At 44.4% G+C, this 18786-nt stretch carries 14 protein-coding genes; all 14 read right to left on the bottom strand.

Annotation, left to right across the window (positions count from 1 at the left end):
- Positions 1–3 precede the first annotated feature (3 nt).
- Genes G9X62_RS08600 through G9X62_RS08535 form a run of 14 tightly spaced genes read right to left on the bottom strand, consistent with a single transcriptional unit; the run spans position 4 to position 18786 of the window.
- The gene (locus G9X62_RS08600; protein ID WP_223130316.1) at positions 4–2586 is read right to left on the bottom strand and encodes a 3-keto-disaccharide hydrolase; all 2583 of its coding nucleotides are present in this window, start codon (positions 2584–2586) and stop codon (positions 4–6) included.
- Positions 2587–2590: 4 nt separating this feature from the next.
- Positions 2591–3847: a Gfo/Idh/MocA family oxidoreductase gene (locus G9X62_RS08595; protein ID WP_223130315.1), complete on the bottom strand. Its 1257-nt coding sequence runs from the start codon at positions 3845–3847 to the stop codon at positions 2591–2593.
- A 32-nt stretch (positions 3848–3879) separates the two neighbouring features.
- Positions 3880–5070, bottom strand: a complete 1191-nt coding sequence (locus G9X62_RS08590) for a GDSL-type esterase/lipase family protein (RefSeq protein ID WP_223130314.1) — start codon at positions 5068–5070, stop codon at positions 3880–3882.
- Positions 5067–6560, bottom strand: coding sequence for an MBOAT family O-acyltransferase (locus G9X62_RS08585; protein ID WP_223130313.1), 1494 nt, complete (start codon positions 6558–6560; stop codon positions 5067–5069). Before G9X62_RS08585 ends, G9X62_RS08590 begins: the two co-directional genes overlap by 4 nt.
- Entirely contained in the window at positions 6535–7386 is an 852-nt protein-coding gene (locus tag G9X62_RS08580) for a hypothetical protein (protein ID WP_223130312.1), read from the bottom strand. The genes G9X62_RS08585 and G9X62_RS08580 overlap by 26 nt, the downstream gene beginning before the upstream one ends.
- Complete coding sequence (locus G9X62_RS08575; protein WP_223130311.1) at positions 7387–7830, bottom strand: glucosaminidase domain-containing protein; 444 nt, start codon at positions 7828–7830, stop codon at positions 7387–7389.
- A 19-nt stretch (positions 7831–7849) separates the two neighbouring features.
- On the bottom strand, positions 7850–8347 hold the full coding sequence (locus G9X62_RS08570) for a LutC/YkgG family protein (protein WP_223130310.1): 498 nt from the start codon (positions 8345–8347) through the stop codon (positions 7850–7852).
- Positions 8344–9687 (bottom strand): lactate utilization protein B, encoded by a 1344-nt coding sequence (locus tag G9X62_RS08565; protein WP_223130309.1) that lies wholly within the window; start codon positions 9685–9687, stop codon positions 8344–8346. The genes G9X62_RS08570 and G9X62_RS08565 overlap by 4 nt, the downstream gene beginning before the upstream one ends.
- Positions 9680–10393, bottom strand: coding sequence for a (Fe-S)-binding protein (locus G9X62_RS08560; RefSeq protein WP_223130308.1), 714 nt, complete (start codon positions 10391–10393; stop codon positions 9680–9682). Before G9X62_RS08560 ends, G9X62_RS08565 begins: the two co-directional genes overlap by 8 nt.
- Before the next feature lies 1 nt (position 10394).
- Complete coding sequence (locus G9X62_RS08555) at positions 10395–11678, bottom strand: FGGY-family carbohydrate kinase (protein WP_223130307.1); 1284 nt, start codon at positions 11676–11678, stop codon at positions 10395–10397.
- Between the two features lies 1 nt (position 11679).
- Positions 11680–12939 carry a TIM barrel protein gene (locus G9X62_RS08550; RefSeq protein WP_390654047.1) on the bottom strand — a complete coding sequence of 420 codons (1260 nt, stop codon included), beginning with the start codon at positions 12937–12939 and terminating at the stop codon, positions 11680–11682.
- An 8-nt stretch (positions 12940–12947) separates the two neighbouring features.
- A complete protein-coding gene (locus tag G9X62_RS08545; protein ID WP_223130306.1) occupies positions 12948–15026 on the bottom strand; it encodes a bifunctional aldolase/short-chain dehydrogenase in 2079 nt (692 codons plus the stop codon).
- A 53-nt stretch (positions 15027–15079) separates the two neighbouring features.
- Entirely contained in the window at positions 15080–17410 is a 2331-nt protein-coding gene (locus tag G9X62_RS08540) for an alpha-L-rhamnosidase-related protein (protein WP_223130305.1), read from the bottom strand.
- 53 nt (positions 17411–17463) lie between these two features.
- The gene (locus tag G9X62_RS08535; protein ID WP_223130304.1) at positions 17464–18786 is read right to left on the bottom strand and encodes an amidohydrolase; all 1323 of its coding nucleotides are present in this window, start codon (positions 18784–18786) and stop codon (positions 17464–17466) included.

The raw sequence follows: 18786 nt of genomic DNA, 5'->3' as shown, positions 1-18786 counted from the left end.
TTTCTATTTTTTCTTGATCAATTCTTTAATTCTAATATTTCTAAATTTCAAAGGAGAACCATGTCCTAAAAACCCAATATGACCTGATTTGTTTAACAATCCTGGATGTTCTTTGTGATCAGCCGTACCGTCTTTTGTAGCCAGCGCGATATCCCCGTCTAGAATAACTTCTCCATTTAAAATTACTTTGATTTTATTTCCTTGAGCGATTACCTCTTCTTCGTTCCACTCTCCCACCGGTTTTAAAAAACCTTGCTTCGCCGGAATGATTCCGTAAACGGAACCGTGGTATTGATAGGGTTGAAGTTTCGCATAAATAGGCGCTGTATTGTCCAAAATCTGCAATTCCATCCCCACATAAGCCGCATCTCCCTCTAAAGGTGCGCGAATGCCTAAGCCATTATTAGCCCCAGGCGTTAATTGAAAATCGAATTTGAGATGGAAATCACCGTATTCTTTTTTGGTATACAAATTACCCTTTCCTCCACGGGTCGGATCCACCACTAATTCACCGTTAGATGGGAAATAGTCCGTCGTATTTCCGGTCCAATTAAATAAAGAGGAACCATCAAATAAGGCAGTAAAGTCTGCTTCTGGAGCCACATAGGCTGTCGATGGCTTTAATTCCTTTACATAAATATTACGGTAAACGATGTGATTCCCGTGGGCTTGCAATTCTATCGCGTCTTTGACAAAAATCGGAATTTTGCGATCCCAATAATTTTCTAAAAGTACGTCATTCACCACTAATTCGCCATTTAGGTATACCGTTACCCGCTCGCCTTTCATGATGATGCGGAAGGTATTCCATTCATTAATCGGATTATCCGCCACTTTCAAGGGATTGCGTGGATTGATTTGGTTATTGTATAAACCTCCAGAACCTACCTGCGCTCCCACATTTGTACGTGAAATGTCCCAAATCTGCACCTGAGGAGATCCCCTCAAATAAATACCGGCATCTCCGTCCTTTTCGATTTTCCAATCGACATACATTTCAAAATCTTGGTAGTCTTTCACCGAACACAAATTGTCACCATGCCCTGTAAAATGCAGCTCCTCTCCTTTCGCTTCCCATCCTGAGCGCATAACTTCATCCGCTTTTACTTGTAACAAAGCCAATGTATCAGCAGACATTGTTCTGCGCTTCACTGGATTCGCTACAAGTCCCTTCCAACCACGTAAATCTTGTCCATTGTACATCGTGTAAAATCCACGATCAGCGATTTTAAAAGCATCATTCAGTTTCTCGCGAACCGCAGGATCAGCTATTTGCCAAAACACTTCTTGCACCCACTCCTTCGTCATTTGACCTCTGAAATCTGGATTAGCCAGATAGAGAGTCGCTAAACCATCTGCTGCGTATTGGCGAACATTAGGATCTTGTAATCCGAGGTAAAGCGTACGCATCGCTGAAAGTGAATTACATTTTGCCAAACCCTTAAAAATCTGCTCCCGCGTCTCCAAGTTAGCCGTTAAATCCAACGCATTGCGGTAGTTCAAAACCTGTTGATCTACATTTTTAAACAACTTCGCATTGATCCGTGCGAAAGCACGAATAGCCTCTTCGTTTTTCGTTTTCTTAGCTTCTGCATACAACCAACCTAGGTTTTCCACTTCTTGTACGAAAGGAATCCAATTCGCTTTTTGAGTAGCCTGCAGAGCGAAGGCAGTAATTTTGCTATTTAACGTGCCATCTTGTCGAGTGATTTGAGCCATTGCCTGTTGCAACGATTTCACTTCATTAGCTAAATCAGCATTCCCTAATTTGCCCGCGATAATATCAAAATCTGCTACCGATACCCAATAAGGTAAGGCATAGAATCCAACTGCGCGAGTTACGGCATTCGACTGAACAGATCGCCAAACCAAAGGTTTCACCTCAGGCCATTGACGCGAAGATCCATACACAAACAATACTGATTTTTGAGCTAGACTGGCATTTTCATAGTTCGCTAAAGCCTTTTTGAAGAAGTCATTTGCCTTAAGATATGTACAAAAATCGGCTATTTCAAGCGTCGATTCTGTAGATGAGGCTAATAGGGCCCACACAGTCGCCAGATTATTTACGCCGCCCACTTGCAACAAAGCCAAGGCTTTTTCCTTGGTAAAACCCGAAGGCATTGCCGGAACAGCCCATGCAGCTTTATAGGTACCTACCGCTTTTACAAACGCTTGAGCGTGCGTGGCATCCCAAGATTTACTTGCCGCTTTCAAAAGCTGAAAATCGCGCGGCGCACTTAAATAGTTCTTCAAAATAAACGCCATCACCTGAGGTCTTGCTGCTGCGTAACGCTGTAACCAAACCGCTGCATCCAAATGAGCCATGGTTTTCATCTCCGCGTTTTCCGTCAAACCAATCGCCAAATAGGCCAGCAATTCCGCTCTGTTTTTCGAGATGGCTTGGATATAGGATTCCGTCACTTGCGTGGGATCATAGGCGCCTTTTAGGACATAAGCCGAGGATTTCAAGCTAGAAAAGTCGCCTTTCTCTGCTAGAGAACGGAGGCGATTTTGTTCCACGCGGCTCGCGTCTTGCGCGAACACCGTGGTACCAATCAATAAAAATAGGAATAGATATTTCATCGTTTTATAAAATATAAGGTGCGCGCATCGGTTGATCCATTAGGCGATTTGCCTCATCGTCCCCCACAATGACTTGATTGATGGGGTCAAATTTCAAGTTGCGGTGCACGCGCATCGCGATTAAACCCAGGTTAATTAAGGTGCAAGAACGGTGTCCATTTTCCTCATTCAAGGCAAATTTCTTACGATTTTTGACAGAATCAACGAAATCCGTTTGTTGCATCACGGGATCCGGGAATTCGGCTAGTTTTTTTGCCAAATCCGGAATATCCGACTGCATATTGCGGTACAATTTCCCTTTAGGGCCTTCGATGTAAGCGACTTTTTCGTCTTTGGCTTCGCCGTCTAACACGATTTGGCATCCATCTGCATACGTATAGGTAATGCGATTAAAGATACCCACGGCGTCTTTATCTTGCACAGGCGCATCCACTTCGATGTACACCGGCGACTCGTTATCTTTTCCCAGCATGTATTGTATCGGGTCCAAATAATGTTGCCCCATATCTCCTAGCGCACCTCCATCGTAATCCCAATAGCCGCGGAAGGTTTGGTGGGTACGGTGAACGTTATAAGGTTTATAGGGCGCTGGCCCTAACCAACTTTCGTAATCTAATTCCAAAGGCACCGGTTGCGGCGTCAAATCCGTTTTCCCTACCCAGTAAAATTTCCAATCAAAACCGGTATGCTTACTCACTGTAAACTTCAATGGCCAGCCCAATAGCCCAGAATCGACCACCTTTTTCATTGGTTTTACGGTTGTATTCATTCCATAGAAGTTGCCTTCAAAGCGGAACCAGGTATTAAGCCTAAAAATTCGTCCATGCTGCTGAACGGCTTCTTTGAGGCGTTTACCCTCCCCGATCGTACGTGTCATCGGTTTCTCACACCAAATATCTTTTCCTGCTCTTGCCGCATCTGCCGCCATAATTCCATGCCAATGAGGCGGAGTGGCCACGTGTACAATATCGACTTCTGGCAACTGAATCATCTCCCGGTAATCGTGAAATGATTTTACTCCTTTTTCTACTTTATCTAATCCAAGCTGTAGGTTTTTCTTGTCCACATCACATAGCGCAACTACTCGCGTTCCTGCATAAGGTATGTGCCCCCGCCCCATTCCTCCGGTCCCAATAATCGCTTTGGTTAATTGATCAGATGGGGCTAAAAAGCCCTTTCCTAATACGTGGCGTGGCACGATGCTAAATGCAGCCAAACCTAGAACAGATTGTCCTATAAATTTCCTTCTTGAAACTGACATAGATTAAACAGGTTTTGCACTAAATATAGGAATTATTTAGGAATTCCGATGCTGACTGTGTGCTGATTGACCTGATTTTGTAAAATTTCGGAGGCGGCAGATTCTCCCCAGGATTTGAATAAGGCCAAAACAAAAAGTTTAGCCTGCAACTGGTACCCTTCTTTCGTTAAATGCAATTGATCCTTCAGAAAACAACCATTTTTTACCCATTCTGCACTTGAACCAAAACCACCCATCACCTGATTCAAATCATAATAGGCTGCAGGCAAATCAGACAAGATTTGAACGACCTCTTGCTGAAATTTGGGGATGCGTTTTTGACTTCGCGTATCTGGTGGACTAGTAAATAGAAAAACGGTTCCGGGGGATTTGGACTTCACTTCTTGCATAAATTCGACAAGTGCCTGGCGGTAGGTTGCCAGATTCCAGTTTGCATTATAGGCTTCATTGGTTCCAAAGGAACAGATCAGTAGATCCGGCTTTAGGAGTTCAATTTGGTCCAAATCTACATTCCCACGAGATTTCAAATGCGTAAACTGCGCTCCAGCCACGCCTAAATCTTGGTAATCGATACTGGTTACATTGGACAAAACCTCCACCCCGTGTAGGGTAAACTCATCTTGATTTGAAGCGCTTTTTTGAAGAGCTAGGGTAAATTGACTTACAGGCGTATAGCTTTTAAAATCCCAATAGGCCACGTTTCCACTTTGCCCACGTTTATCCAAAGTAAATTCCGGTCCTACATCTGGAATCATTGCACAAGAATCTGAATTAGTCCAAACCCGAATCTGATTAAACCTAGCCAGGGAATCCTTTAAAGTAAAGGTGATTTGTGCGGTACTATCACGCGTAGAAACGGCATAACCGGCTAAACCAATATTCCAACCAGCGGATGGTTTTAGAATGGATGTTCCTTCCCAGCGACCACTCGCTTTGGACTTCAAGACTCGGCCATCAACGCTTTTAGCAAGGCTGTAAGGGAATTGAATTCCTTCCTGTTGAACACCTAACAGCCGTTTTATCTCGCTTGAAAAATGGCCAATTTGTACGTGGGAATCCCCAAGATGCAGAACTTTTAATGTTCCGGATTTCCATTTAGGTGCTAATTCAGCTACATCTGAATCCCGCCGAATGACATTGCAAGAATGGCAGACTTGGGTGGAATCCACTTTGGCAAAAAGAGGAAGCGATAACACCCAGAAAAGCAGAAATAGATGCCTCAAAATTGAAAGTAAATAAAGGGTTGCACTAAGGTGTCTCGGAATTGAATGATTAATTGTAGGGCTGCTAATAAGATGAAAAACCAAAAGAAGGATGGCACATAAAATGTTCCTTCAAATGCTTTTCGCTTCCAATCTCCAGGAATTAAAGTCCAAGCTAAAAGGGTCACGAGCAAAATAGCCAGTTCATTCCGAGAAAACCAAAAACCAACAAAATCAGCTTCCGAAGTCGCTATGGCCATTTGATTCAGCATTAACACAGCCGTATCGAAATCACGCGCTCGGAAGAAAATCCAACAGAACGTAACAAAGCTGAACGTAAAAATACCGCCCATAAAGTCCATCCATTTGCCTTCCGGAAGGTGCTTGTGAACCGCTTTGTGAAGTGCCAGCGCTAATCCGTGTGCTGCTCCCCAGCAAACAAATTGCCAACTAGCCCCATGCCAAAAACCACCTACTAACATCGTGATCAACAAAAAAAGAAAGGTATTAAATGTACCTTTTCTATTTCCACCTAACGGGATGTAGACGTAATCACGAAGCCAAGTGGAGAGTGAAATATGCCATTTGCGCCAAAATTCGGTCACATTCGAGGATCCATACGGATTTTCAAAATTCTCCTTCAAGCGATAACCTAACAGCAAAGCTAATCCAATAGCGATATCGGAATAGCCAGAAAAGTCAAAATAGATCTGGAAGCTATAGGCCAAAGCACCCAACAGATTCTCCCCTCCCGTATAAAAGGCTGGGTTTTCAAATACCATATCCACGTATTTTCCCAGGTAATCTGCAATCAATAATTTCTTGATCAGTCCAGTCACAATCCGAAACAAACTTTCTTTGTAGCGGCGAGCATCCAGGTTTTCTGGGGAATTTATTTGGCCTAAAAAATCCTTCGCCCGAACAATGGGACCCGCCACCAAGTGTGGAAAAAAGGTCATGTAAAAAGCATAATCGAGGAAGCTTTTGGAGGACCGAATCTCTCCGCGGTACACGTCCACAATATAGGAAATCGACTGAAAGGTATAAAAGGAAATCCCAATGGGAAGAAACAAATCTACTGGTTCGAAATGCGTCAATAAGAGCCAATTCGTGTTCTCTAAAAGGAAGTTAGGGTACTTAAAATATAGCAAGAAAGAAAGGCTAAACAGAACGGCGACGCTCATCCAAATTTGCTTTGAGTTGCCTTCAGCCCGTTCTATTCTACGAGCGAAAAGGAAATCAACTACGATTTGGAATACAAATAGGGCTAAAAAAGGGCCGCTCGATTTATAATAAAAGAATAAACTAAAAGCGATTAAATAGATTTTGCGCAGGGCATTTTGGGTAAAAAGGAGCGCATAGAAAAAGAGAAAAATCCCGAATGTAAATAGGAACGAAAACTCCGTAAAAAACCAGGGCTCTTTCGTGGAATACAGCAGGTATTCACGAAGGAGCTGCTCAAAGGGGATCGACCCAAACGCCTGCTTAATAACCTCTATAATCTGCTGCATTTAACACAATTGCTTTGTATTTTTTCGGATAGCCAAACCGCTCTGGCGGCATCATCCGTATCTTCCAACGACTCGATTCCTGTAACCAATTCGCCACATTTCCCATCCAAATGCGGTATCCCGACAAAGAAGGATGTCTGCCATCAGTCGCTTTAGGTAAAACTAAATGCTTAGACGAGAAAAAGGCAGCGGAATCAGCCGCCGCTTGAAAAGCATCAGAAACGACATAATCATAACCCCAATTCGTAGGTCCTATCCAAGCATACGGAAGGCCGTTCAGGCGTTTATGAAAACTTTTTGCGAGGTTTTTACGCGTTGAATAATCCTTCGCTAGGACTTCATTTAGACCGAAAAGAACGAAAACGAAAGTGGGACGGTAGCGTTTGATAATCTTGGAAATCGTATCGGATTTCGCAAAGTTCAAGGAAGTGGCTGAAGCCCATTCGACGGTGGCGACGAGTTTGTGGCCGTTGCTTTGGCAATAATCATTCAACACATTTTTCATCCCTCCGGCTTCCGAGTCCCCTATTAAAAGCACCCGATGCTGCGTGGAATCATCCACACTAGAGTCCGGCAAAATAGGCTCAGGAATGGCAGAATAGACCATTTGGGCTGTATCTGAAGGGACGACATACGTGGGAATCGTGTCAATTTTCGCTACCGTGATAATTTCCGAAACCTGCTCCACGGGTTTTTCTATCTCAAATAACTTCTTGATTTCTTGATCCGCAAGTAAATACGTGCTGGGGATATAACTGTACAAATACAGCGCAGAACACGCTAAAATAAAACAAAGAGCCGCCCAAAACAGATAAAACCTTTTCATCTAATCAATCAACGTAAAGGATTTTTTCATTAACCGAATCCAGCGTTTCGCATTCGCCGCATAACGCGCCTTCGCCATTGCTCGCGTCCACTTCATCGGATCAGGATTCCCTTTCAAATTTGTGTAGTATTTTTTGCTAGCCAAAACCTCACAAAAATCTACCATGCTATCCTCTGGCCTCGCATAATGTTTAAAACTCGACTTCTTTTTACGCACGTATTTACCGCGTAACCCAAAGTAATTATTTTGTTTAATGGATTGTTTAGACTGGCCAAAACCGGATTCACAGATCCCTACCCCAATAATTAATTTCGAAGGAATCCCGTAGACTAGAGACAAGGAATCAATGAAGGGTTTGTAGCGTTGGATTTTCTCCTGCGTGCCTTGAAAGGCTTGCGCTGACAGCTGAAAAAACAGGACAAAAAAGAAGAAAATGGGCTTCATACGAAGCAAAAATACAAAATTAAGCCCGAATTACCACGGTTAAACTCCGAGCGCCATGTGCCCCAATCACGAGCGATTGCTCAATATCCGCGGTCTTAGATGGACCGGCTAAAAATAAACCAAAACTCGAGTTTGGCATTTTTAATTCTTCATAAGCGGCGTGCATATTCGGAACTATTTTAGAAACGTTGATCACTAAATGTTGGCAAATGAACGGCGCCACGCGATGCGGCAACGCTTCTTCCGTCAACCAAATCGCCCCATTTTCCGCAACTCCAAATTCGCCATCGATTTCTAATACTTCCACTTCGGCTAAACTCAAACCATCTAAGGTTTTGTCATATCTACGCCTACTTGGAAATTCGATTTCCAATGCTTCGGCGGTCAAAACACGCGCTCCTACCACCTCCAAAGAAGCTTTGAAATCAAAATCCACAGAAGCTCCTTGAAAAATTCCCGGATGTTTCATTTCGCTTTGAGCTTGAATTTTCCCCAATATTTCTTCTCTTACGCTCATCGTTTCTTATACCATTCTTGAAAACTTTCCTTGGGTGCTTCTGGCATTTCCCGCTGTTTGTACCAAGGATTTAATCTTGTATTTAATAGGGACGCAAATCTCCGCAGTAGCGACCCTCCTATTCGATAAATCGCAGGATGGGCAAAGGTGAACGCCATCAGCTTCATGCCTATCGTTTTGCCTACTGGAGCTAATCCAGCCGCCATCAAGTCTTGACGCCAAAACCACAATTGCTCGTGGATATTAATCTTTACCGGACAAACATTCGAACAAGAACCACAAAGCGTGGAAGCAAAAGGCAAATCTGCATTGGCCTTCTTGTCAATATTTGGCGCTAAAATGGAGCCAATCGGTCCAGCCACTGGTTGATGATAACTATGTCCCCCACTTCTTCTGTATACTGGACAGGTGTTAAAGCACGCCGCGCAGCGGATGCATTTCAATGAATTCTTGTATTTCGGGTCAGCGAGCTGACGTGTGCGACCATTGTCTAACAAGACGATGTGCATCTCTTGTCCTTCGCGTGGTTTATGAAAATGGGAGGAATAGGTCGTGATCAATTGCCCTGTAGCACTTCTAGCTAGCAAACGCAAAAACACGGCTAGATCCTCTCTTTTCGGGATAATCTTTTCGATCCCCATACAAGCGATGTGGACTTTGGCTAAATGTGCCCCCATGTCCGCATTTCCTTCATTCGTGCAAACCACAAATTCACCTGTTTCTGCAATAGCGAAGTTCACTCCGGTGATGGCCACTTCAGAGGCTAGAAAATGCCCACGCAAATGTTGGCGAGCGGCCTCTGTTAGAAATTGGGGATCTTTATTGCCCTTTGGCGTTCCTAAATGCTGATGGAACGTCTCCCCTACATCCTCTTTTTTCAGATGAATCGCAGGCAAAACAATGTGACTTGGCGCTTCCTTTCTGAATTGAACAATGCGTTCACCTAAATCGGTATCTACAACTTCGATACCTTTTTTTGCCAAATAATCATTGAGGTGGCATTCCTCCGTTAGCATCGATTTACTCTTCACCAAGATTTTAGAACCTTGATCGGCAATTATCTGGTGAACAATCGCATTATGTTCTGCCGCATCTTTAGCCCAATGCACTTTAATTCCATTTGCTTGCGCTTTCGCTTCGAAGGCTTGCAAATAGCTGCCTAAATTTGCTAGGGTATGATCTTTGATTTGGGAGGCATGTTCACGAAGCGCTTCCCATTCAGGTAAAACCTTCGATGCCATATCGCGTTTTTCGCGGACAAACCACAAGGTCTCATCATGCCAGTCGGTCCGCTCAGCATCCGCAATAAATTTCTCCGAAGCTTCAGCGTGGCTACTCATGATTTAATATTTCAACTATATGTATTACCTGAACTTTGGAACCTTGGCGACGCAAAATCCCTTCCATGTGCATCAAGCATGAAGTATCCGCACCTACGATATATTCTACCGCATTCACGTCGTGTTCTTTAATTCGATCCACTCCCATTTTCACGGAAACAGCTTCTTCCGTTACGCAGAAGGTTCCACCGAAACCACAGCATTCATCTGCTCGTTCAGGTTTTAAAATTTCAACACCTTCCACGAGTCCCAGTAGATCTTCTAACTTAGAAAAGGGTTTTTCATTGCGCTCTGTCATCGAGCTTAAACGCAAACCGCGCTGTCCGTGGCAGCTTTGATGTAATCCGACCCGGTGTGGAAATTTAGCTGACAAGCTCGAGATCTTCAAAATATCCGTTAAAAACTCACAAATCTCATACACCGAATTCCGTATTTTCTCCGATGGATGATGCTCTTTCAAATGCAACACACATGAACCCGAAGGTCCTACGATGTAATCAAAACCGGCAAAATTATGTGTAAAATTCGCATCGCAACCTTCCGTCGTTGACGCAAAACCGGAATTGGCCATCGGTTGGCCACAACAAGTTTGGTCAGTAGGAACGATAACCTCGCAACCCAATTTTTCCAACAATTCCAAACTCGCCACCGCTACTTGCGGATAGAATTGGTCAATGTAACATGGAACAAACAGGGCAACGCGCATCCTAATATCGTTTCAATTGAATTAAATTTTGGGGTAATTCCCCTTCGTAAACTAGTAAAGCAGCCCCTAAAGCACTGGCTTGTGCCACTTCTGCGGCATACACTTCTATTTCGGGGAAGGCATGTGCCAACAAGCGCATATACCATTCGTTTTTACTAAAACCGCCATCGACAAGCAATTGTTTGACCGGTGCCTCTTTCAGCAACAAATTCAAACTATAGATTTGTTGGCCTACTAAATCTACCATGAATTGATCATAAGCCGAAGCCAAATCTGTAAAATCAGTTAAATTTCGCGAAGAGAAGGCACATTCGAAAACGGAAGAAGCTTTCGATTTTAATTCAAACACTTCGTCTGAAAATTTCAAATCTTTAAATGATCCGCCAAAATGCTGCTCCATCATAGCCACCTGCTCCTCATGAAAATGCCCTCCAAATAAGCGAGATGCCTTCACAGGTTTTCCATTGGGCTGCAGATAACATAAGACATCATTCGCTAATTCTTCGGCTGTCAAGGGCGATTCATTGAACGGATGCATAGCAATGCACCAAGTCCCCGTGGATAATAGTACAAATTCATCCGAAACCGTGCGCAAATAAGGTACTAAAGCTGCAGAGGAATCATGTAGGCCGAACCCGTAATTTATTCCATCCATTTCCATACTAGACTCGCTGGCTATTGGAGGTAGTTTATCTTCAATAGCTGAGACCCAAGGATGGTATTGCCCCTTGTCAAAATCCCATAAAGCGGTGTGGCAACCGATGGAGGTAATCTCAGATAAAAATCTTCCCGTAAATAGGGATGCGAGGTAATTAGGAAAATGAAAGGCTTTGAACACCTCCGACCAAAAAGGCTTTGAACGAGCCGCATACACCTGCAATCCAGAATTCAAATTCCCTAAAATGGGTGATGCCGTTTTGCGCGCAAATTCCGCCTCCCCTCCAAAATCTGCATAGGGAAAAGGCTCTGCAATAGGTTTTAGATAATTATACAAGGGCGCCACCGGCTCCCCCGTTCGATCCACATATACAAACGAAGCGCCATAGGCAGAAAAATTCAAGCCGATGAGCTCAAATTCTGGCATTTGGCAAAGTTCTGTAAACGTGGAAACAATCCATTTTTGAAGTGCCGGCAAATCCTCGCAAGGAAATCCATCCTCATCTACAATCTCTGCAAAATGCTGTTGTTTCTCAAACACAATCTGAAACGAAGTATCCCACAGAAAGACCTTTTTATTCGTCTTTCCGATGTCAAATACCGCGATGACAGGTGTTTTAACGCTCATATTACAATCCAGTCGCTACTGTTTTTGCACCGCGAGACTTGATAAGTTGTTCCCGCATTTTCTCCTGACGGAATAGGGCGATCGGATCTAATGCTCCGCCTAATTCCAAACGAGCCTGTGCCACTAATGCCCGCACATCCGTACGAAACACAGCCTGTAAAATCTCTTGGCAACGCACCACATCATTCGATTCGCGTGCTGCCTCTAAGGCCGCGCGGTCCACCAATAATGCCTGTGCATAGGCGATTTGAATTGCCTCCACCGATTGCAATAAATCTTCTAAGGGATCTTTTACGTTGTGTGAGGCGTCGATCATCCAACCTAGGTCTTTGGCATGATTCATTCCTTTTGCGTCCATCCCGTCCACTAATTCATTGAAGATTAAGAACAATTGGTATGGTTTGATTGACCCAGCCGTCAAATCATCATCGCCATATTTCGAATCGTTAAAGTGGAAACCGCCTAATTTACCCTCCATCAACAAGATCGAAACGATTTGCTCGATGTTCGCATTCGGTAAATGGTGTCCTAAATCCACCAAAGTCTTTGCTTGTGGCCCTAATTTATTCACCATTGAATACGACGCACCCCAGTCACCCACAGTCGTCGAATAGAAGTTCGGCTCGTAGGCTTTGTATTCCAAATACAAAGACCAGTCGGCAGGTAGCGCCGCATAAATCTCCCGCAAACTATCCACCGTGCGCTCATAGGCGTGACGGAAATTCAACTGACCTGGAAAACAAGATCCATCAGATAACCAAACAGTTAAGGCTTTTGAACCGAGCGAAACTCCATGCTTAATTACCTCAATATTGTGATCAATCGCCTGTTTCCGAGTCGCTGCAGAAACGTGTTGCAAGGATCCGAATTTATAGGAATGCGCTTGATCCGCTTGATCTTGAAAAGTATTGGAGTTCACGGCATCGAATGCCAAACCGTGTTGGACTGCCAGATTACGAATCGCCGCAGGATCCGTAGGGATATCCCAGGGAATGTGCAACGAAATCGCGCCGGATGACTGATTCAGGGCGTGCAATAAACCCACATCAGCGATTTTCTCTTCCAAATTACGCGGTTCGCCTCCGCCGGAGAAGCGACCAAAACGGGTTCCTCCCGTGCCTAAGGCCCAAGAGGGAATCGCGATTTGAAAATCTTTTAATTTCTGCAAAATGCCGGCTGGCAAGTTCACCTCGGATTTCAAGAAATCCAATCGGCGGGTATGCCCAGCCAATAAGGCTTCGTTATGGTTCGAAATATTCATAGTCATCATTATCTTAAAAATCCTGCGGCTACACCACCATCCACGTTTAGCGCATTTCCAGTCGACTTATTCAATAAGCCACCCACGAATGCGAAACACGCGTTTGCTATATCATCCGGCAAAATAGATTCATTTAATAAGGTTCTTTTAGCGTAATAAGCTGGCAATTCAGCCACGGTGATGCCATAGGCTTTCGCGCGACCTTCAGCCCATCCACCTGCCCAAATATTGGAATCCGCGATCACCGCATCTGGATTTACTGTATTCACCCGGATGTGATCCGGTCCTAATTCCGCGGCTAATAAACGAGTCATGTGTGCCTGCGCTGCTTTCGCACTTCCGTAACCGACGTTATTCGGACCTGCAACAAAAGCATTTTTCGAAACAATGTTCACAATATCACCACCTAATCCCTGCTTGCGCATCACGGCAATCGCCGCCTGCGAAACCAAGTATTGTCCCTTCACTAAAATGTCATATAATTTATCCCAGTCTGCCTGCGTATGTTCCAAAATCCCTTTCGAGATGGATATTCCTGCGTTATTCACAATCAGATCCACACCACCAAAATCCAAGCAAGCTTGCTTCATCGCCGCTTCAATCGACTCTTGATTCGTTACATCGGCAATCACGGTCGAAACGACATCTTTACCGAATAAACCAATAAACTCTGCTTTGGCCTCCGCCAAACGATCCGCGTTTACATCATTTAAAATCACGCAGGCACCCTCTTGAGCCATCTTTTTGGCAATCGCCTTTCCGATTCCACCACCTGATCCAGTCACAAATGCGACACGGCCAGATAAGGCTTTTGGTTTTGGCATGCGCTGCAATTTAGCTTCCTCTAATAACCAATATTCAATATCAAAAGCTTCTTGACGTGGCAAGGATGTGTACGACGAAATCGCCTCCGCACCACGCATTACATTGATGGCATTGGTATAAAACTCGGCGGCAACGCGGGCGGTTTGTTTGTCTTTGGCAAACGTAAACATTCCCACACCCGGATATAAAATCACGACCGGATTCGGGTCGCGCATCACTGGAGAATTCGCATGCTTGCAGGAATCGTAATACGATCCGTACATGATGCGATAATCCTCGAACAAGGGCGTCAAGGCCTCCACAGAAACATCAGAACCCAAGACCAATGGCGAAATTTTCGTCCGCAAGAAGTGATCCGGGCAAGAGGTTCCTAATGGTGCCAAACGATCTAAATCATTCGAATTAATGAATTGCAATACGCGCTCATCGTCAGAGAAATGTCCGACCATTTGCACGTGAGAGGAACAGAATCCACGTAATACCGGCGCTAATTCGGCTGACTTTGCAGCACGCTCCTCCGCAGAGAACGAAGACATCCGTGCACCACCGAAAACAGTGGCCGTTTTCGATTCAATGTATTCCGCACATTTTTCAATGACTTCTAATGTATTGACGTAACATTCATAAGAGGTATCACCCCAAGTAAATAAACCATGTGAGCCTAACATGATGCCGCGCAATTGCACACCACGTGAAGCAGCTTCGTCTAAACAGGCCTTTAATTGCAAGCCTAAATCGAAGCCTGGACGTTGCCAGCCTACCCAGCCAATTAATCCACCGAACAAGTCTTTGGTAATTTGCTCCCCATCTTTCGATGCCGCAATCGCAATGGCCGCATCAGGATGCAAGTGATCAATGTGCTTGAAAGGTAAAAATCCGTGTAAAGGCGTGTCGATCGAAGGCGCTTTGGACGACAAATCAAAAATGCAATGATTGAATAATTCCACCATCTCATCTTCGTGTTCCAATCCACGGTAGACATTCGTCAACGAACGTAAACGATCCACGTACAAGGCCGCGCAGCCTGACTTTTTCAAAGTACCGATATCGCCACCGGAACCTTTGATCCACATCACCTCAGTTTCAGAACCTGTTAACGGGTCTTTGTCCTGCAATTTCACCGAGGTATTTCCCCCGCCATAATTCGTGATGCGTAAATCCGCCCCTAAAATATTCGAGCGGTAGATGAATAAGTGGACTTCATTCCCTGCGAGTGCCGCTGCTTTAGCGTCGTCCCAGAGATAAGATACGTGTTTGTACATGGTTCTATTTTTTTCTTAAAACTACAGAGGTAAAAGCGGCTAACCGTCCTATCCTACCTAGGGATAGTCAATAAATTTTTTCCAGCTCTTAATGGGTATTTCTTTCCTTGCCAAACAAATCTTCCAGTTACCGTTCCCGGTAATGTAATTGAAGCGCTTCCCGGCTTGTACTGTACCTGGATTTCACCCTGCGGATGCGGCACAATACCCTCTGCTTGCGAAAGTTCACCTAAATGAGGTTCTATTTTCACCTTAGCAAAAGCTGGTGCATCTGAATCTACGCCCAAAACAATACGGAAGAATTCAATATTCGGACTTGAACCCCAGGCGTGACAATCAGAACGAGAAGTAGATATGTCAGAGGTTTCTGCCCAAGTCGTCAATCCCATGTCTATGTTTTCTTTCCAGATAGAAAGCCATTTCAAGTAGTCGTTGCCTTTCCCTGCTTTGGCCAAAGCTAAATGCAGATAATACTTAAAATAGATCGTCGCCTGAGCCATATTTTTATCAGCTAGCAATTTATCTGCCACACCGGCAGCCGGCATTCCGGCTAAAATCGCTAACGAATTAGCATGCTGCGAATATTTATCATGTAATTCGCTATCCGCATATAAACCCCGTGAGGCATCCCAATACAAGGCGCTCAAGACAGGCTTTAACGCTTTCACTTTCGCATCGTATTTAGCCGCCATCTCTGGATACCCAAAATACCTTTCTAATTCCGCCGCATTTTGCAACACCCACATATATTGAAAATCAATCACCGCCGAACGACCCGACGGTCCCACCGGAGCAATTCCCCGTGGCCACGCATTTACCCAATCCGAGAAAGTCCAATACGGAATGTTTTGCAAGGTGCCATCTTTCCCTTCAAAACGGGCAAAATAATCCAAAATACCCCGCATCCCGGCTAACTTATTCTTCAAAAATTGAGGGTCTTTTCCGTAACGCAAATAATCGTGCAACATCCCAATGTACCACAAGGAGAACGTCGGAATTTGTTGGTGCAAGTCTGTCGGATAACGACTTAATGTAATCCCTTCCGCGATACGCGAATGATCCATGTGATCAAGTGCCTGACGAACCAAGCGCTCATCGCCCGCATAGTATAGACTCACAAGCGCCTGTATCCGTGCATCACCGATGTACTGCAATTGTTCGTAATAGGGACAATCCATATAGGTTTCCATAGCACACAGACGCGCGGTGCGGAAACCTACGTCCAATAATTGAGGAATCAGGGGATTATCCGTTTTCAGAGATGCCTTTGCTTGAAAAGGAAAACCTGTAAATACACTCTTAAAATCCTGTAAAGTCAATGCCTCCGCTTCCGTCTTTACGGTCAAACGCACATAGCGAAACGTACGATAGGTCATCGATTCAAACGTATGGTCTGCGCCATCAGCAATCAAGCTATCTTTACGTCCTAACCAATATTTGTTATCGATCTCATTCCGATTGCCTTTGTGATTCCCATTCTTCGTGGTTGTACTCAAGGCTTTCTTCTCGTAAAGTCCCTCCGCATACGTAAGGCCAATTTTGGCATCCTTACCACCGCTAAAAGTTAATTGCGGATAGGCATTAGTTAAAACGCCTTGATCAATCCAAAGATCCACCGAGCTATTTGCAGGCACTACAAGCGCTTTCCCATGAATCAAATCTCCCTCTCCTTTCCGAATATTTGCAAATCTTTGTGATTTTAATTCCATAGAAGGAATCGCAGATGGATAGAGCATCCAGCCTTTAGCATCAATTGAGGCTCCTTTTGTCAATCCTGGACCTAGTGATTTCGAAGATATAAAAGGCGACCAACCTTTACTATATTCCTGTAATTCACCTGCGCCTGCCACATAATAACCTGGTACACGAACGGCCAGCGGACTAACACCTATATTTTTAGCCACCTCCCAGCGTACACTTGTGTTAAAAACGTCAAAAGCCTCCTCGTCCGCCTGCAAAATAAATCCAGTCGCGTAAGAAATTTGGGCTTCAGACTTCCCTTTCCCCTCGTTCCAAACCAAAGCCTCTATTTTATTCTCCCCCGCTTTCAAATAAGGGGCAATGTCTATAGTCTCAAAGTTCCAAAAATACAGATCACCCCTCGCAGGCCCTGCAGAAACCCAGGTCCCATTCACATATAATTTATAGCGATTATCCCCCGAAACGTGAATAATACATTTGGATGGCTTCGCTAACAATGGAACTTTGTGCTGAAAGCGATAAACCCCGTAGTCTTTCAAACCGACTAAATTATACGCGTTCGCCGAATTTTCTGCATACGTAATCCAGGAAGCCTTCCACGGTTTATTCCAAAGTTCTTGTTTTAAATTTTGCCCATAGACTGCAGAGCCTATAAGTAAAAGGAATAAGAGGATTTTTTTCATCGGTTTAGAAATTGGGGTAAAAAAAGAGACGCGACAAGCGCGTCTCTCAAAATCTATTTCTTTTTCTTCGGTTGCGCCATGTCCATATAGTCTACGACCAAACTACTCAAGGCTTTCACCCCTACTTGGAAATGACCTTCATCTAAATGAAAGTCAGGCGTGTGGTGACCAGCTACTTCATCCGCTTTCTTATTGTCTGGTCTCGCTCCTAAAAAGAAGAAGAAGCCAGGCACTTTTTGTTGGAAGAAAGAAAAATCCTCTGCCCCAGTGTGAGCAGGAATCACTCGCACTTTATCTTTCCCATTTACTCCATGCAACGTAGGTAACATTTTCTCCACTAATCCCGGATTATTATACGTCACTGGATATCCTGTACCTATGGTCACATCTGCTTTTCCACCACCACTCTCAGCGATGTTAGTTGCGATGTCCTTAATGCGTTGGTGCACTAATTCACGTTGTGCCACGCCAAACGTACGAATCGTACCGATCATATGAGAAGATTCGGGAATGATGTTTTGTCTAATACCACTATGAATCGCACCTACCGTCACGATGGCTGGATCTTCCGTGATATTAACAGAACGTGAAACGATCGTTTGTAGTCCCATCACGATTTGGGAAGAAATAACAATCGGATCTACACCCGTCCAAGGAGCTGCGCCGTGGGCTTGCTTCCCTTTCACTTTGATGTCTAGTTGATCCACACCCGCCATGGTTGCGCCGGATTTGTATTCCAAAACGCCGTTATCAGATCCAGCAGCAATATGTAAACCAAAAATTACGTCTACTTTCGGGTTTTCCAAAACGCCTTCCTTCACCATCAATTCAGCTCCTGAAAGAACCATCTCCCCTTTATCATTATAAACGCCTTCTTCAGCTGGTTGGAAAATGAATTTTACCGTACCCGCTAAATTCGCTTTTTCAGAGGCCAAAATTTCCGCCACCGCCATCAAAATAGCCACATGAGAATCATGACCACAAGCATGCATAACACCCGTTTTTTGGCCATTAAATTCTGTTACCACTTTCGACTTAAAAGGCAAATCTCCACGCTCTGTTACCGGCAAACCGTCCATATCCGCACGTAATGCTACGACAGGACCTGGCTTTCCGCCTTTCAAAACACCCACCACACCTGTGATTCCCACTTTCTCTTGCACCTCGATGCCAAGAGAGCGTAAATGTGCGGCCACAATACCTGCGGTACGCACTTCTTGGTTTCCTAGTTCAGGATGTTCGTGAAAATCACGTCGCCAAGCGATGACCTTGTCTTTCAAGCCATCAGCTTTTTGAGCAATAACAGGTTTTAAAGAAGATTGTGCATCCGCTAAAAAGGGTGCAGCTAATAGTAGACCTAAGGCAAGTTTTTTCAT

This window comes from Aquirufa lenticrescens, assembly GCF_019916085.1.
Lineage (GTDB): Bacteria > Bacteroidota > Bacteroidia > Cytophagales > Spirosomataceae > Aquirufa > Aquirufa lenticrescens.
This window is presented reverse-complemented; position numbering and strand designations above follow the sequence as displayed.